Source organism: Arthrobacter sp. 10T419 (genome assembly GCF_056394105.1).
Genome location: NZ_JBFTHF010000007.1, coordinates 69,921 through 83,625, shown reverse-complemented (window position 1 = coordinate 83,625; position 13,705 = coordinate 69,921). Strand labels below are relative to the sequence as shown.

At 70.2% G+C, this 13,705-nt stretch carries 16 protein-coding genes; 13 read left to right on the top strand and 3 right to left on the bottom strand.

Features of this window, described 5'->3' with window-relative positions:
• Genes AC1DBD_RS12730 through AC1DBD_RS12705 form a run of 6 tightly spaced genes read left to right on the top strand, consistent with a single transcriptional unit; the run spans nucleotide 1 to nucleotide 5,701 of the window.
• On the top strand, nucleotides 1–939 hold the full coding sequence (locus AC1DBD_RS12730) for an XdhC family protein (RefSeq protein WP_476926171.1): 939 nt from the start codon (nucleotides 1–3) through the stop codon (nucleotides 937–939).
• On the top strand, nucleotides 923–1,552 hold the full coding sequence (locus AC1DBD_RS12725; protein WP_476982257.1) for a nucleotidyltransferase family protein: 630 nt from the start codon (nucleotides 923–925) through the stop codon (nucleotides 1,550–1,552). Before AC1DBD_RS12730 ends, AC1DBD_RS12725 begins: the two co-directional genes overlap by 17 nt.
• Entirely contained in the window at nucleotides 1,549–2,472 is a 924-nt protein-coding gene (locus AC1DBD_RS12720; RefSeq protein WP_476926169.1) for an AAA family ATPase, read from the top strand. The genes AC1DBD_RS12725 and AC1DBD_RS12720 overlap by 4 nt, the downstream gene beginning before the upstream one ends.
• Nucleotides 2,465–3,802: a vWA domain-containing protein gene (locus AC1DBD_RS12715; protein ID WP_476982256.1), complete on the top strand. Its 1,338-nt coding sequence runs from the start codon at nucleotides 2,465–2,467 to the stop codon at nucleotides 3,800–3,802. The genes AC1DBD_RS12720 and AC1DBD_RS12715 overlap by 8 nt, the downstream gene beginning before the upstream one ends.
• Entirely contained in the window at nucleotides 3,802–4,545 is a 744-nt protein-coding gene (locus AC1DBD_RS12710; protein WP_476982255.1) for an SRPBCC family protein, read from the top strand. The genes AC1DBD_RS12715 and AC1DBD_RS12710 overlap by 1 nt, the downstream gene beginning before the upstream one ends.
• A 10-nt stretch (nucleotides 4,546–4,555) precedes the next feature.
• On the top strand, nucleotides 4,556–5,701 hold the full coding sequence (locus AC1DBD_RS12705) for an XdhC family protein (protein WP_476982254.1): 1,146 nt from the start codon (nucleotides 4,556–4,558) through the stop codon (nucleotides 5,699–5,701).
• A 46-nt stretch (nucleotides 5,702–5,747) separates the two neighbouring features.
• Here AC1DBD_RS12705 and AC1DBD_RS12700 read toward each other — a convergent pair whose 3' ends face one another.
• Nucleotides 5,748–6,293 (bottom strand): NAD(P)H-dependent oxidoreductase, encoded by a 546-nt coding sequence (locus AC1DBD_RS12700; RefSeq protein ID WP_476982253.1) that lies wholly within the window; start codon nucleotides 6,291–6,293, stop codon nucleotides 5,748–5,750.
• Nucleotides 6,290–7,159, bottom strand: a complete 870-nt coding sequence (locus AC1DBD_RS12695) for an SDR family NAD(P)-dependent oxidoreductase (RefSeq protein ID WP_476982252.1) — start codon at nucleotides 7,157–7,159, stop codon at nucleotides 6,290–6,292. Before AC1DBD_RS12695 ends, AC1DBD_RS12700 begins: the two co-directional genes overlap by 4 nt.
• Nucleotides 7,160–7,341: 182 nt before the next feature.
• On the opposite strand from AC1DBD_RS12695, the gene AC1DBD_RS12690 reads away from it, so the two are divergent.
• From AC1DBD_RS12690 to AC1DBD_RS12675, 4 genes are all read left to right on the top strand, one after another.
• Nucleotides 7,342–7,962, top strand: coding sequence for an L-threonylcarbamoyladenylate synthase (locus AC1DBD_RS12690; protein ID WP_441418646.1), 621 nt, complete (start codon nucleotides 7,342–7,344; stop codon nucleotides 7,960–7,962).
• A 114-nt stretch (nucleotides 7,963–8,076) separates the two neighbouring features.
• Nucleotides 8,077–8,703: a hypothetical protein gene (locus tag AC1DBD_RS12685; protein WP_441418645.1), complete on the top strand. Its 627-nt coding sequence runs from the start codon at nucleotides 8,077–8,079 to the stop codon at nucleotides 8,701–8,703.
• 125 nt (nucleotides 8,704–8,828) lie between these two features.
• Nucleotides 8,829–9,260, top strand: coding sequence for a LexA family protein (locus AC1DBD_RS12680; RefSeq protein ID WP_441418644.1), 432 nt, complete (start codon nucleotides 8,829–8,831; stop codon nucleotides 9,258–9,260).
• Between the two features lie 18 nt (nucleotides 9,261–9,278).
• Nucleotides 9,279–10,568 (top strand): Y-family DNA polymerase, encoded by a 1,290-nt coding sequence (locus tag AC1DBD_RS12675; protein WP_476982251.1) that lies wholly within the window; start codon nucleotides 9,279–9,281, stop codon nucleotides 10,566–10,568.
• Nucleotides 10,569–10,666: 98 nt separating this feature from the next.
• Here the strand turns inward: AC1DBD_RS12675 and AC1DBD_RS12670 are convergent, their stop codons facing one another.
• The gene (locus AC1DBD_RS12670; RefSeq protein ID WP_476982250.1) at nucleotides 10,667–11,524 is read right to left on the bottom strand and encodes an AfsR/SARP family transcriptional regulator; all 858 of its coding nucleotides are present in this window, start codon (nucleotides 11,522–11,524) and stop codon (nucleotides 10,667–10,669) included.
• A gap of 494 nt (nucleotides 11,525–12,018) precedes the next feature.
• On the opposite strand from AC1DBD_RS12670, the gene AC1DBD_RS12665 reads away from it, so the two are divergent.
• Genes AC1DBD_RS12665 through AC1DBD_RS12655 form a run of 3 tightly spaced genes read left to right on the top strand, consistent with a single transcriptional unit; the run spans nucleotide 12,019 to nucleotide 13,701 of the window.
• Nucleotides 12,019–12,444: a cupredoxin domain-containing protein gene (locus AC1DBD_RS12665; RefSeq protein WP_476982249.1), complete on the top strand. Its 426-nt coding sequence runs from the start codon at nucleotides 12,019–12,021 to the stop codon at nucleotides 12,442–12,444.
• Complete coding sequence (locus AC1DBD_RS12660; protein WP_476982248.1) at nucleotides 12,441–12,917, top strand: hypothetical protein; 477 nt, start codon at nucleotides 12,441–12,443, stop codon at nucleotides 12,915–12,917. The genes AC1DBD_RS12665 and AC1DBD_RS12660 overlap by 4 nt, the downstream gene beginning before the upstream one ends.
• A 34-nt stretch (nucleotides 12,918–12,951) precedes the next feature.
• Nucleotides 12,952–13,701: a CDP-alcohol phosphatidyltransferase family protein gene (locus tag AC1DBD_RS12655; RefSeq protein ID WP_476982247.1), complete on the top strand. Its 750-nt coding sequence runs from the start codon at nucleotides 12,952–12,954 to the stop codon at nucleotides 13,699–13,701.
• The last annotated feature ends 4 nt before the right edge of the window (nucleotides 13,702–13,705 follow it).

Here is a 13,705-nt window from a genome sequence, read left to right as displayed (position 1 = left end):
ATGACCACCGCCGCAGAATCCCTTGCCGCCCGGGCCGCCGAACTCACCGCCCGCCGCGAGCCGTTCGTGCACGCCACGGTGGTCCGCGCCCAGCATCCCACCAGCGCCCGCGCCGGGGACACCGCCCTGGTGCTGCCCGGCGGCGAGATCCAGGGCTTCGTCGGCGGGAACTGCGTAGAGTCCTCGGTCCGGGAGTACGGCCTGCAGGTGCTCTCCTCCGGGGAACCCCTGTTGCTGCGCGTCCTGCCCGGGGAGCTGTCCCGCCGGGCCGAGGAAGGCGCCGTCGAGGTGTCCAACCCGTGCCTGAGCGGCGGTGCGATCGAGATCTTCCTCCAGCCGCGCCTCCCTGCGCCCCGGGTTGTGGTGGTCGGGGCCGCGCCGGTGGCGCAGGCCTTGGCCGCGCTGGGGTCCGGGGTGGGTTTCGACGTTGAGCTCGCCGACGGCGGGTCGGCCGAACCCCGCCCGGACGACGCCGCCCTGATCGTCGCTTCGCACGGCAAGGCCGAGGAGGGTGCCCTCGAAGCCGCGCTGCGCGCCGGCGTGCCCTACGTCGCCCTGGTGGCGAGCGCATCACGCGGCGCCGCCGTGCTGGACTCGCTCGACGTGGACGATGCGCTGCGCTCCCGGGTGTACACCCCGGCCGGCCTTCAACTGGGCGCCCGCACCCCCGGCGAAATCGCCCTGTCCATCCTCGCCCAGCTGGTCCAGGAGCGGGCCGCGGCACGGGACGGCGCTCAGCACGGCGCGCAGGCCGGCGGGGTTCCGGCGCCGTCCACCCCGCAACCGGAAACCGCGGTCGACCCCGTCTGCGGCATGTCCGTGCCAGCCGTCGAATCGTCGCTGCAGCTCGAGCACAACGGCGCCACCGTGTACTTCTGTTCCCCCGGCTGCCGCGCGGCCTTCCGCAAGGATCCGGAGCGCTATGCCCTCAGCAGCTGAAGCACCCCGCATGGCCGGCACCGCGGCCGTCATCCTCGCGGCCGGGGCGTCGGCGCGCCTGGGTCGGCCCAAACAGCTGCTGCCCTACGGCGACGGCGTGCTGCTGGACGCCGTGCTTGCGACCGCCCGGCGCTGCGGGTTCGGCCAGACCGTGCTGGCACTGGGCGGAGCGGCCGAGCAGGTCCTCGGGGCCGTGGACACCACGGGCTGCGAGGTGGCGCTCAACCCGGACTACGGCCAGGGATGTTCGTCTTCGATTGCCGCGGCGATGGCCGTGCTGCGGCCTGGCACCGAGGCGGTGGTGCTGCTGCTCGGCGACCAGCCCGGCATCCGGGTGGAGAGCGTGCCCCCGTTGCTGCAGGCACTGGCCCGGCCCGACGGTCCCGGAGCGGCGGTGTGCCGCTACGACGACGGCGTCGGCCATCCCCTTGCCTTCGGCCGGCGGCTGCTGCCTGAGCTGGCGTCGCTGCATGGCGACAAGGCCGTGTGGAAGCTGCTGGAGCAGCGCGCGGACGACGTCGTCGAGGTTCCCACGCCGGGCAGCATCCCGCTCGACGTCGACACCGAGGAGGACTACCGGCGGGTGCTGGCCGAGCTGCAGGGGGCCGGGTGAACACGGCGGCCCGGACCGGGGCGGAGGAGGAAGTTCAGCGGCGGATCCCCGACGTCGCCTCGCTGATGGCGGCCCTGGACAAGCACGACTACCTGGCCGACACCGGGCTCGCCACCGCACTGTTCCTCGCGGTGCGGCTCCCCCAACCCATCCTGCTCGAGGGAGAGGCCGGCGTGGGCAAGACGGAGGCCGCGAAGACGCTGGCGCTGCTGCTGGACACCCCGCTGTACCGGCTGCAGTGCTACGAGGGGATCGACGCGGGCGAGGCACTCTACGAGTGGAACCACCAGCGCCAGCTGCTGGGCATCCGGCTGGCCGAGGCGCGCGATGCCGAGGTCAGCGAAGCCGAGCTGTTCGGCCCCCAGTACCTGCTGCGCCGGCCGCTGCTGCAGGCCATCGAACACCCGGGGCCGCGGCCGGCCGTGCTGCTGCTGGATGAGATCGACCGCGCCGACGCCGAGTTCGAGGCGTTCACCTTTGAGCTGCTCGCGGAGGCCTCGGTCACCATCCCGGAGCTGGGCACCATCCGCGCCACGCATCCGCCCATCGTGGTGCTGACCTCCAACCGCACCCGGGACCTGCACGACGCGCTGACCCGCCGCTGTCTCTACCACTGGATCGACTACCCCGGACCGGCCCGGATTGCCGAGATTGTGCGCCGCCGGGTGCCCGCCAGCAGCGGCCCGCTGGCGCTGCAGGCCGCGGCGGTGATCACGCGGCTGCGGACCCTGGACCTGGCCAAGCCGCCCGGGATTTCCGAGGCCATCGACTGGGTCTCGGCGCTCGCGGTACTGGGCATCGAACGGATCGACGCCGCGACGGCCGAACAGACCTGGGGTTCGATCGTGAAAAACCGCGACGACTTGGAGCTCGTCGGCTCCCGCGGCGCGGCCTGGCTGGTGGACGGCACCGATGGCTGAACCGAGGCAGCCCCTCCCGATGCGCACGACGCCGGCTGCCGGACCGCCGGCCGCCGGGCCGCCGTTCGTCGAGGCCGCCTCCCTGGCTGCCGCCTTCATCACGGCCCTGCGGGGCGCGGGCGTCACGTGCTCGCCGGACCGGGCGGCCCGGCTGGCGGTGGCACTCCGGCTGGTCCCGCCGACGAACCTGGAGCGGTTGTACTGGACGCTGCGGGTGGTGCTGGTCTCCAGCCGTGAGCAGTTGCCCGTGTTCGACGCCGTGTTTGGCGCCGTCTTCCGTGGCGGCTTCGATCCCGCCGCCGCGCTGGACCGCCACGCCGGCGAACCGGTCCCGGTCCCGGCAGCGCCGCCTCCCGCGGACGGTTCGCGCACCCGGGCCGCCGCCGACACCGGACGAGAGACCGAGCCGGGCCGCGCCGCCCGGCCGCCGCACCCCGCAGTAGCCGCGGGCCGGGACGACGCCGGAGACCGGCAGGGACCGGAGCGCGAGGCCGTCCTGGCGATGGCGTCCACGGAAGAACACCTGCACGGGATGAACTTTGCCGAACTCACCGAGGCGGAAGCTGCCGAGATCCGCCGGCTGGCCACCCGGATCCTGCTGGCAACACCCGTGCGCCTGAGCCGGCGCACGCGCAAGTCGCCGCACAGCAGCGCACGCCTGGACATCCGGGCCACCGTGCGGGCAGCCCGCCGCTCCGGCTACGACTCCCCCAGGCTCCTGTACGCCCGGCGCCGCGAGCAAAGGCGCAAGCTGGTGCTGCTCTGCGATGTCTCCGGCTCGATGGAACCGTACTCCCGGATTTTCCTCTCACTGCTGCAGGGCGCCGTCGCGAAGGCCGGGGCGGAGGCCTTCGTGTTCTCCACCAGGCTGACGCGCCTGACCCGGCAACTGGCCCAGCGCGACCCGGACCTGGCCCTTGCGCAGGCGGCCGCCACCGCACCCGACTGGGCCAGCGGCACCAGGATCGCCGAGAGCCTCCGGAGATTCGTGGACGAGCACGGCCGCCGCGGCCTGGCCCGGGGTGCCGTGGTGGTGGTCTTCTCCGACGGCTGGGCGCAGGAGGACCCGGCGCAGGTCGGGGCCCAGATGGCCCGGCTGCGCAGGCTCGCGCACCGGGTGGTCTGGGTGAATCCGCGGAAGGCAGCACCGAACTATCAGCCGTTGGCCGGCGGGATCGCCGCCGCGCTGCCCTACTGCGACGCGTTCGTCAGTGGACACAGCTACACGGCCCTGGCGGAGTTGGCGGCGGCAATCCGGGGCGACGACCCGCCCGTGCCGGCAGGACGCATAGGTGGAAGACAAGTGATCGCAAGTCAAGGGAGCAGCTAATGCAGATTGACAGCAGTTTCTCGGTGGTTGCACCGATCGGCAAGGTCTGGGACACGCTGATGGATTTCGAACGGGTGGCCGGTTGCCTCCCTGGCGCGCAGATCCTGAACAAGCTATCCGACGACGCCTACCAGGTGGGCATGACGGTGAAGCTGGGCCCGGTGAACATGCAGTACAGGGGCCTGCTCAACGTCCTGGAGCGGAACGCCGCCGAGCATCGGGCCGTACTCGGCGGCAAGGCGCAGGAAACCCGCGGCCAGGGCACCGCGGAAGCCAAGGTCACGCTGGCCCTGGCGGAAGAGGGGACCACGACGCGCGGGACGGTCAGTGCCGATCTGGCGCTCTCCGGCAAGGCCGCGGCGATGGGCAAGAGCGTGATCGGCAGCGTCACCGAGCAAATGATGGGGCTCTTCGCGGCCAACCTGCAGGCCATGCTCGCCGAACCGGCGGCGGCGGAGCCCCAGACCGCGCCGGTAGCACCCCCAGCCGCAACCACTGCCGCACCACCAGCCGCAACCGCTGCCGCAGGCCCCGGCACCGCAGCGCCGGCCACCGCAACACCAGGCAAGCCGTCGCCGTCGTCGGGCAGCCTTGACGCCTTCAGCCTCGCGAAGGGCATCGCTGCCGACCAGCTCTCCAGCCCCGGCAAAGTCCTCGGCCTGGTCGCCGCAGTGGCTTGCGTGGCTTACTGGGCCGGCCGGCGCTCGGCCTTCCGGATGCTCCGGCTCTGCGGAAGGCTCTAGGGAGAAGCTCATGCGGGACGTGCTGGAGGCCATCCTGCCGGACTGGCGGCAGGGCAGGACTGCCGGCCTGGCCACCGTCGTGAACACGTTCAAGTCCGCCCCGCGGCTTCCCGGCGCGTCGATGCTGGTCACCGCCGGCGGGGCCGCCGTGGGATCGGTTTCCGGCGGCTGCGTCGAGGGCGCTGTGTACGAGCTGGCCACCCAGGTCAAGGACGACGGCGTCCCGGTGCTGGTGCGGTACGGGATCAGCGACGACGACGCGTTCGCCGTCGGCCTCACCTGCGGCGGCATTATCGACATCTTCGTCGAGCCGGTCTCGCAGCAGCGCTTCGCCGAGCTCGACGGCGTACGGCAGGACATTGAGGATGAAAGGCGGGTGGGCGTTGCCACGGTGATCGAGCACCCGGACAGCAGCTGGCTGGGACGGCACCTGGTAGTGCGACCGGGCGGCTTCGAGGGGAATCTGGGCTCCGAGCGGGCCAACCTCGCCGTCGGCGACGACTGCCAGGGATACCTGGCTGCGGGGCGTACCGGCATCCTGAGCTACGGTCCTGACGGGGAGCGGCTGGACAGCGGGATGCGGGTCTTCTTCACCAGTTACGCCCCGCCGCCGCGGATGCTCGTTTTCGGGGCCATCGACTTCGCCTCCGCACTCGCACGGCTCGGGACCTTCCTGGGCTACCGGGTGACGGTCTGCGACGCCCGCGCCGTATTCGCCACGCCTGCCAGGTTTCCCGAGGCCGCCGAGGTGGTCAACGAATGGCCACACCGCTACCTCTCCGGCCAGCAGGACCAGGGCCTGGTCGACGAACGGACCGTCATCTGTGTGCTCACGCACGACCCGAAATTCGACATTCCGCTGTTGGAGGTGGCCCTGCGCGGACGGCCGGTGGCCTTCGTCGGCGCCATGGGGTCGCGACGCACCCACGAGGACAGAATGAGGCGCCTGCGAGAGGCAGGGCTGGGCGGGGCGGAACTGGCCCGGCTGCACAGCCCCGTGGGCCTGGACCTCGGCGCACGGACCCCGGAGGAGACGGCGGTGTCCATCGCCGCGGAAATCATCGCCAAGCAGTGGAGCGGCAGCGGTGAGCCGCTGCGGCAGCTGGACGAGCGGATCCACCACGACGAACAGAACCGCGAGCAACACCAGGCCTAGCGGCTGCCCGGCTACAGGGCTGCCCGCAGCCCGGGAAGCTCACCGCTCAGCGCGCGGCGGCGGGGACGGCCAGAAGCAGCTCCCGGTAGCGCGCGGCGTGCGCCGTCAGTTCCTCCGCCGTCACCCTCGGGGCCGCATGCAGGACCAGCGGGTCTGCCATTTCCAAGCCGCAGAGGTGCGCGGTGGCCTCCAGGGGACGCAGCAGCTCGGCCATGGTGAAGCGGTTGTGCCCCGTCGGCGTATATGAGGATTCGGGGCCGCCGGTGGAGATGACCAGCTGCAGCCGCTTGCCGTGCAGGGCGTCCCCGCCGGCGCCGTAGGCGAAACCGTAGGTGAGCACCTGGTCCATCCACTCCTTCAGCACACCTGGAACGGAGTACCAGTGCCACGGGAACTGCAGGACGATGGTGTCATGCCCGCGCAGGAGTTCCTGCTCCCGGGCGGCGTCGACGCGCCGGTCCGGGTACGCGGAGGCGAGTTCCCGGACGGTCACGCCGTCGAGGTCCCTGATGGCGGCGGCGAGCTGCGCGGTGATCCGGGACGCCGCCAGGTCAGGGTGGGCGACGACGACGAGCGTGCGGTGTGCGGTCATGGAAGGTTTGTGCTTCTTTCAGAATCGGGTTCGAGGCCTACCAGCGCGCTGCTGAGCCGCCAGAGGAGGTCGGCATCGGCCTGGTTGTAACTGCGTTTTGATGATTTCCTGGCTGTGCTGTTGGCAAAGTACTGGCCCGTGACATTGTCAAGCTCGGGCGCCGAGGCGAGGTGTATGGAGGTCCGGGCGCCTTGCTCCGGAGTCTTCATCCAGCGCTGGATCAGCGGCGTCAGGAACGCCTGCACCCGGCCCGGATCTTCCGCGCCGAACGCTGTCGCCACCACCCCGGGGTGCAGCGCGTTTGCCGTCACGCTGGTGCCGGCGAGCCGGGCGGCAAGGCCGTAGGTGAACAGGACATTCGCCAGTTTCGATTGGTTGTACGCGCGCTGGCCCGAGTAGGAGTGTTCGCCCTGCAGATCCGCGAAGTCCATGCGGCCCATGGCCTGGGCCCCTGAGGAGACTGTCACGACCCGTGCCGGCCCGCTCTCCTGCAACCGCTCCAGGAGCAGGTTGGTGAGCAGGAAAGGCGCGAGGTGGTTGAGCGCGAAGGTGTGTTCGAGTCCGTCAACGGTGGTGCGGCGGCTGTTCCAGAATCCGCCCACATTGTTGACCAGGACATCGAGGCGGTCCAGGGCCTGCAGCACCTCGTCGGCCAGGCGGCGGACCTCCTGCTGGGACGACAAATCTGCGATGAACACCTCGACGGGGGCCGACGCTACCGTGCGGATCTCCTCCGCTGCCCGCGCCGCCCGGTCAGCGTCGCGTCCCGTGATGGCCACCCGGGCGCCCCGGGCCGCCAGACCCAGCGCTGTGGCCTTCCCGATTCCGCCGGTGCCACCGGTGATCAGGACCGTCTTGCCTGCCATGGATCGCATTCGGGGCTCGCTCTCGCTGCTGGTTCGCCGGTCCACGCTTCCGCCTGCGGACCTAGACAGGACTGTCTATGCCGAACGAAGCTACCAGACAGAATTGTCTGTGCACAAGCCGGGGCCGTCGACGGCCGGAGCTGCCGCGCCGCGCGGGCCAGCCGCGGGCGTAAGCTCGTGCCATGGCGAGATATTTCGATGTGCACCCCGACAACCCGCAGCCGCGATCCATCACGCAGGTGGTGGAGATGGTCAAGTCCGGCGGCCTGATCGCCTACCCGACCGACTCCTGCTACGCCCTCGGCGCACAGCTGGGAAACCGGGACGCGCTGGACAGGATCCGCGCCATCCGGCACCTGGACGACAAGCACCACTTCACTCTGGTCTGCAAGGACTTTGCCCAGCTCGGCCAGTTTGTCCAGATCGACAACGACGTGTTCCGCAGCATCAAGGCCGTGACGCCGGGCAGCTACACCTTCATCCTGCCCGCTACCAAGGAAGTGCCGAAGCGGCTGCTGCACCCCAAGAAAAAGACGGTCGGTGTGCGCATCCCGGACAACAAGGTGGTCCAGGCGCTGCTGGCCGAACTCGGCGAGCCATTACTCTCCAGCACGCTGCTGCTCCCGGACGAGGAAGAGCCGCTGACCCAGGGCTGGGAAATCAAGGAGAGGCTGGACCATGTGGTGGACGCCGTCATTGACTCCGGGGACTGCGGAGCCGAGCCGACAACCGTCATTGATTTCTCCAGCGGCGTCGCCGAGGTCGTCCGCCACGGCATGGGCGATCCGTCGAGGTTCGAATAACGCCGGGAACAGCGACCGCCGGCTTGGCCCGGCGGGTACTTGCCGCGACGCCCCCGGCCCCCTAGTGTTCGGATCATGGCCGCGCCCGGGGGAAACGCACGCTGTCGACAACGCATGACGCCGACGCTGCTGTCCGTGGCGTGCCTCGTCATTGGGGCGGTGACGGCGGGCTGCGGTTCGGCTCCGCCGGCGGAGCCGGCCGGCGAGCCAGCACTGACCAAGCTGCCGGCAGCCTCGGCCGCGGCCGGGACGGGAGCCGGACTGTCGCCGGGCATGACCCTGGCGCCGGCGCCGCCCGTTCCGCCAGCCCCCGCCCGGCACGGTGCAGATGAATGCCTGCCGCAGCATGCCGGGGTCGCCGCGGCCAACGGGCCCCTTGAGTGCCAGTACTTCACTTCAGGCTCGATGATGCCGGCCTCTGTGCCCCGGGGTCCGGGACTGAGTTCCGGCGACTACGCCGTAAGGTTCAGCAGCGTGGGTGGCCACGCACTGATGACAGTGCGGATCCGCTGCGCTTCGTACGTGGTCAGGGTCGGCATTGCCGGCGAAACAATCACACCGGACCCGCGGACACTGGAAAGCTTTGTGGGCACGTGCAACTTCCCGTGGGACCAGGAACAAGCACGGATGAAGCGATACCTTCAGGCTCCGCTTCAGTTTGCGCGCCGGGAAAGCGGCATTGTGCTGCACAACCCGGAATGGGGAGTCACGCTGTTCGGCACCCCGTACGAGGCCGCCTGATCCCCCAGACCCCTCCTCCCGGGCCCGTGCCCGCACGTCCGGCCGGAACCTTCAGCAGGATCGGTCAAATGTCAGCCCCCGGGGCTACACTTTAATTCGAACGTATATTCGAAAAAGGGTGTGTTGTGGGCGTAATCATCGGGCCCCGCGTGATAGATGCGGGCACTTCCCTGCTGTCGGTCTTGGTCTCGCCGGTGGCGGTCGCCGCCGGCTATCCGTCGCCGGCGCAGGACTACTTTGACGGCAGGATCGACCTCAACGAGCACCTGATCAAGGACATCACCAGCACCTACGTCGTGCGGGTGTCAGGGGACTCGATGGAGGGCGCCGGCATCAGCGACGGGGACGAGTTGATCGTCAACCGGGCGCTCGAGCCGCGCGACGGGTGCGTCGTCGTCGCCGTCCTCGACGGCGAACTCACCGTCAAGCGCCTCCGCGTCACCCCGTCAGGCGTGGTCCTGCAGGCGGACAACCCGCGCTACCCCGACATCCGGGTCCCCGCCCTCTCCGACCTGGTCATCTGGGGCGTCGCCACCCGGTGCCTGCACCATGTCTGAGACCAATGTCTGAGCCCCATGCCTGAGGCCCGGCCCGGCGGCAGTATTGCCCTCGTGGATGTGAACTGCTTCTATGCCAGCGCCGAACGCGCGTTTGATCCCTCACTGGAAGGCAGACCGATGGTCGTGCTGTCCAACAACGATGGTTGCGCCGTCACCCGTTCGCCCGAGGCAAAGGCCCTCGGCATCCCGCTCGGGGAACCGTGGTTCAAACTCGCCCCGCGGGCCAAGGAGTGGGGGCTCGTGGCCAAGTCCAGCAATTACGAGCTCTATGGCGACATCAGCGCGCGGGTGATGGAACTCCTGGGCCGGTATTCGGCCTGGCTGGAGGTCTACAGCATTGACGAGGCCTTCCTGGGCGTGCGCGGAAACCCGGAGGAACTGCTGCTGCTGGGGCAGGCCATGAAGACGGCGGTCCGGCGGAACGTCGGTGTTCCGGTGTGCGTCGGCATTGCCGGGACCAAGACCCTGGCGAAACTGGCCAACAAGTGGGCCAAACACAACCCGGCGTTCGACGGCGTCTGCCACTGGGATTCCGTTCCCGCCGACCGGCAGGAACGTCTCATGGCCGGCCTGTCCGTGATCGAGCTCTGGGGCGTTTCCACGCGCCTGACCAAACGGCTGAACGCGCTGGGGATCCATACCGTGCTTGACCTTGCCAGGGCGGACCCGGTCCGGATCAGGGACCGTTTCTCGGTGGTGCTCATGCGCACGGTCCTGGAACTGCGGGGGACGCCCTGCATCCCGCTCGAAGAGGAACGCATCGGCCGCGACCAGCTGATCTTCAGCAGGTCGTTCGCGACGCCGATCAGCACACCGGCCGGAATGCGCCAGGTCCTCGGGATCTACGCGCAACAGGCCAGCGCCCGGCTCGCCCGGCACGGCCTGCAGGCCAAAGTCCTGACTGCTTTTGCCGCCACATCCCACTACAACCCCCGGGACAGTTCGCACCCCTCGGTGTGCGTTTCGCTGCCGATGCCCACCGCGGACCCGGTGCTGCTGGCCAGGGCTGCCTACGCCCTGCTCCCCCGGATCGACGACGGCGTCAAGTATGCGCGGGCCGGCATCATGGTGACCGACCTGCGCCCGACAGCCAACCAGGCCCCGCTGGCCGTGTTCGAGAACCCGCATGAGGAGCGCGGCATCGGCACGCTGCTGGAGGAGGTCAGCCGGAAGTACGGCCGGGGCTCCATCGGACTGGGCCACGCCGGAATCCGCGGCGGCCCCGACTGGACGATGAAGCGCGACATGCTCTCCCCGCGCTACACAACCCACTGGGACGAACTCCCCGTGGTCAAGGCCGCCTGACGGCGCCGGCACGAAGGTAGGACCGGGGCACCGTGGCACCGGGGCACCGCAGTGCGCCATGCCGCCCGGACTCCGGCGCGCAGCGCCGCCCTGATCGATCAGGCCGTGGTCCGGACCCGCTGCAGGAAGGAATCCAGGATCCGTCCGGCGTTCTCACCTAGCCGGTCATCGACCGCCGGACTCTGCGGTCCCGCCACGTGCAGCCGATCCCACAGCAACAGGAGGGCCGCCAGCACCTCGGAGAGCCCCGTATCCGACTCCGCGCGCCGCCGCAGCAGCCGGAGGTGCGCCGCCTGCAGGGCCGGTCCCGGAGAGCAGGCCAGGTCGCGGCTGAAGAGGCGGCGGCAACGGTCATAGGCGGACAGGCCCTCGACCGGGAGGCCCGCGATTTCATACGCCGCCACCAGGGCCAGCCAGGCCCGTTCATTCAGCGGCTCCAGCCGGACGGCCGACTGCGCCCAGCGGATCCCGTCGTCGTGACGACCCAGGAGCGTTGCCGCCTCGGCGGCGGAGATCATGGCCGCCACGCGTTCGGCGGCGTGACGAGTACGGGCTTCGTCGGCCCAGTCGGCGACGAGTTCAAAACCGAGGAGAGGCTTGGCGGAGAGTTCCAGCGCTTCGACCAGGAACCGATAGGCCCTGGCCGGCGCGGCAAGGTCAGCTGCGCTGAGCAGGCAGCGGAAGCGCGAGAGGTCCAGGTCCACGAGGCCGGGATCGAGCACGTATCCGCTGTTCGCGGTCCGGAGTGGTCCCGTTTTGGTCTGTCCCGGCTGGATTGCCCGGCGGATGCCGCTGACATAGCTCTCCAGCGTGGCCACGGCCCCGTCGCTGGCACTTGGCCCCCAGAGGATTTCGATCAGCCGGGTCTTGGAGACCGGCGTGCCCAGGTTCAGCAGGAGAATTTCCAGAATGTGCCGCGGCTTGCAGCCGCCCAGATCCGCGGCCGTGAGTGCCACACCCTCACGGCGGACTTCCAGTGATCCAAAAAGCTGAACCGATATGGCTGGTGCTGTTGCCGGCAAGTTGTGCATGATGTTCTCCGATTTCCCGGGCCCCGTTGCAATCGCGTTGGTCAAAGACATGCCGCCTCCCGGAGCCACCGTGACACGGTGGCCCGGAGGCAGCAAGCGTAGGAAACTACCCGATTTTCGGGAGGCCAAAAGTCGGGTAGGGGCATCCGTGCGTTGAGTACGCACCCCCGAGGAAATACAGGTAGCCGGCAGCCTGGCCAAGTAGCTTCCGGGGGCAAGCAGGGCTCCTTCAAGTAGCCCTGCACCCTCACCGGGTCTGTCGCGCCGGGCCGTCGTTCGCTCCACGCCCCCCTCGGAGCGCCCGGGAATTTCGGCTGAAGACCCCGCCGGCGCACCGGCGCCATGTGCCCGTAACGGGAGCAGAATTGAAGCAGGCAACTTCACGTCCACAGCCGCGTCAAGGTCTAAGAGGGTGCGCTATGAACACCGGGAATGTTCGCGTCACGCTGCTGCTCGCGGCGGTCCTGCTGGGTGCCGCGGGATGCGCCCCGGGAGGCGGGAGCACGGCTCCGGCGAGCGCATCCGCGACAGAGGGCATGCAGATGGGCTCCGGAGCCTCCGGCGGCCCGCCCGGCAGTTCGTCCGCGGCGGCGTCGACGGCGGCGATCACCGTGCGCGACTTTGCGTACGGCACGCCGCTGGTCGTCGCCGCCGGGGCGCAGGTCACCGTGACGAACATGGACAGCGCCGAGCACACGGTCACCGCGGACGACGGCCCGGCGTTCGACGTCGACGTCAAGGGCAGCGGCGGCACCGCCACCTTCACCGCGCCGTCAAAGCCGGGAACGTACGCCTATCACTGCACCTTCCACCCCGGCATGCACGGAACGCTGACGGTCAAGTGAACGTCCCGATCCGCAGTGGGACGCGGGGGCGGGACCTGGCCCTGCGGTCGCTGACGGCCGTGGCCCTGCTGATCGACGCCGGGGTCCACCTCCATCTCGCACCCGGCTACCAGGCCGGATCCCCGCAGGGTATCGGCCAGGGCACCCTCTTCCTGCTCGAATCCGCGGCGGCGGCGCTCGCCGCCCTGGCCGTCCTCCTGGGCGGCAGCAGGACCGCCTATGCGTTCGCCTTGCTCGTGGCGTTGAGCGCCTTCGCTGCCGTCGTGTTCTACCGCTACGTGGACCTGCCCGCATTCGGCCCGTTTCCGGCCATGTACGAGCCCGTCTGGTACCCGGAGAAGACGGTCAGCGCCATTGCGGAGGGTGCCGGAGTTGCGCTGGCGGGCATCGGCCTGGCTTGGACCCGGCACGCCGGCCAGCCCTCGCCGGCCGGCCCGCCAGTCCGCCGCCGCCCTGACCGACCCCCGAGCTGAGAAGTGCGTTGTTAGCATTGGGGGCGAGGTGACCATGCCCCACAGATTCCCGCGCCGTGCGGCGGCCGACGTGACCGCCGCCGTGGCTGCCTACCTCGGGGCCGGCAGCTGGCTCGCATCCCTTGGCTCCCCCGGCGTCACAGCCGGTGTCCTGGCCGTCGGGGCCGGCGCCGCCGTGCTCGTCCGTACGGCCGGGTCCATCCTGCTGCGGGAGCCCCGCGTGTGCACGCCGGCCGACCGCGTCACCCTGGTCCGCGCCGTGCTGGTGGCGTGTTGCGCTGCCCTCACGGTCGCCGGCATCCTTGGCCGGCAACCGCCCGCCGCGGTCCTCGTCTTCCTGGGCGCCGCAGCCTTCGCGCTCGACGCCCTGGACGGTCCTGTGGCGAGGCGGACCGGGACCGCGTCCGCGGCGGGAGCGCGCCTGGACACCGAGACCGATGCGGCGCTCACCCTGGTGCTGTCCTGCGCCGCTGCGGTGTCCACCGGGGCGTGGGTCCTCCTGATCGGACTCATGTACTACGCGTTTGCCGTCGCGGGCAGGTTCCGTCCGGGCCTGCAGAAGACTCTTCCGCCGTCGCCCCTCCGCAAGGCCATCGGTGCACTTCAGCCCTTTGCCCTGCTGCTGGCCCTGACGCCGGGTGTCCCGTCCGCGGCGGGCACGACGGCGCTCCTCGTGGCGCTTGCGCTCCTGCTCATCTCGTTTGGCCGTGACACTGCCGCGCTGGAGCGGCTGCACCGCTCCGGCCCCGTTGCTGCCGCCACTCCGGGCACCTTCAATAGCTGAAGTA

Excerpts from the sequence above, each read along its gene's own strand:
- AC1DBD_RS12730 (WP_476926171.1), top strand. The coding sequence starts at position 1 with ATGACCACCGCCGCAGAATCCCTTGCCGCCCGGGCCGCCGAACTCACC.
- AC1DBD_RS12725 (WP_476982257.1), top strand. The coding sequence starts at position 923 with ATGCCCTCAGCAGCTGAAGCACCCCGCATGGCCGGCACCGCGGCCGTC.
- AC1DBD_RS12715 (WP_476982256.1), top strand. The coding sequence starts at position 2,465 with ATGGCTGAACCGAGGCAGCCCCTCCCGATGCGCACGACGCCGGCTGCC.
- AC1DBD_RS12710 (WP_476982255.1), top strand. The coding sequence starts at position 3,802 with ATGCAGATTGACAGCAGTTTCTCGGTGGTTGCACCGATCGGCAAGGTC.
- AC1DBD_RS12705 (WP_476982254.1), top strand. The coding sequence starts at position 4,556 with ATGCGGGACGTGCTGGAGGCCATCCTGCCGGACTGGCGGCAGGGCAGG.
- AC1DBD_RS12700 (WP_476982253.1), bottom strand. The coding sequence starts at position 6,293 with ATGACCGCACACCGCACGCTCGTCGTCGTCGCCCACCCTGACCTGGCG.
- AC1DBD_RS12695 (WP_476982252.1), bottom strand. The coding sequence starts at position 7,159 with ATGGCAGGCAAGACGGTCCTGATCACCGGTGGCACCGGCGGAATCGGG.
- AC1DBD_RS12690 (WP_441418646.1), top strand. The coding sequence starts at position 7,342 with ATGGCGAGATATTTCGATGTGCACCCCGACAACCCGCAGCCGCGATCC.
- AC1DBD_RS12685 (WP_441418645.1), top strand. The coding sequence starts at position 8,077 with ATGACGCCGACGCTGCTGTCCGTGGCGTGCCTCGTCATTGGGGCGGTG.
- AC1DBD_RS12675 (WP_476982251.1), top strand. The coding sequence starts at position 9,279 with ATGCCTGAGGCCCGGCCCGGCGGCAGTATTGCCCTCGTGGATGTGAAC.
- AC1DBD_RS12665 (WP_476982249.1), top strand. The coding sequence starts at position 12,019 with ATGAACACCGGGAATGTTCGCGTCACGCTGCTGCTCGCGGCGGTCCTG.
- AC1DBD_RS12655 (WP_476982247.1), top strand. The coding sequence starts at position 12,952 with ATGCCCCACAGATTCCCGCGCCGTGCGGCGGCCGACGTGACCGCCGCC.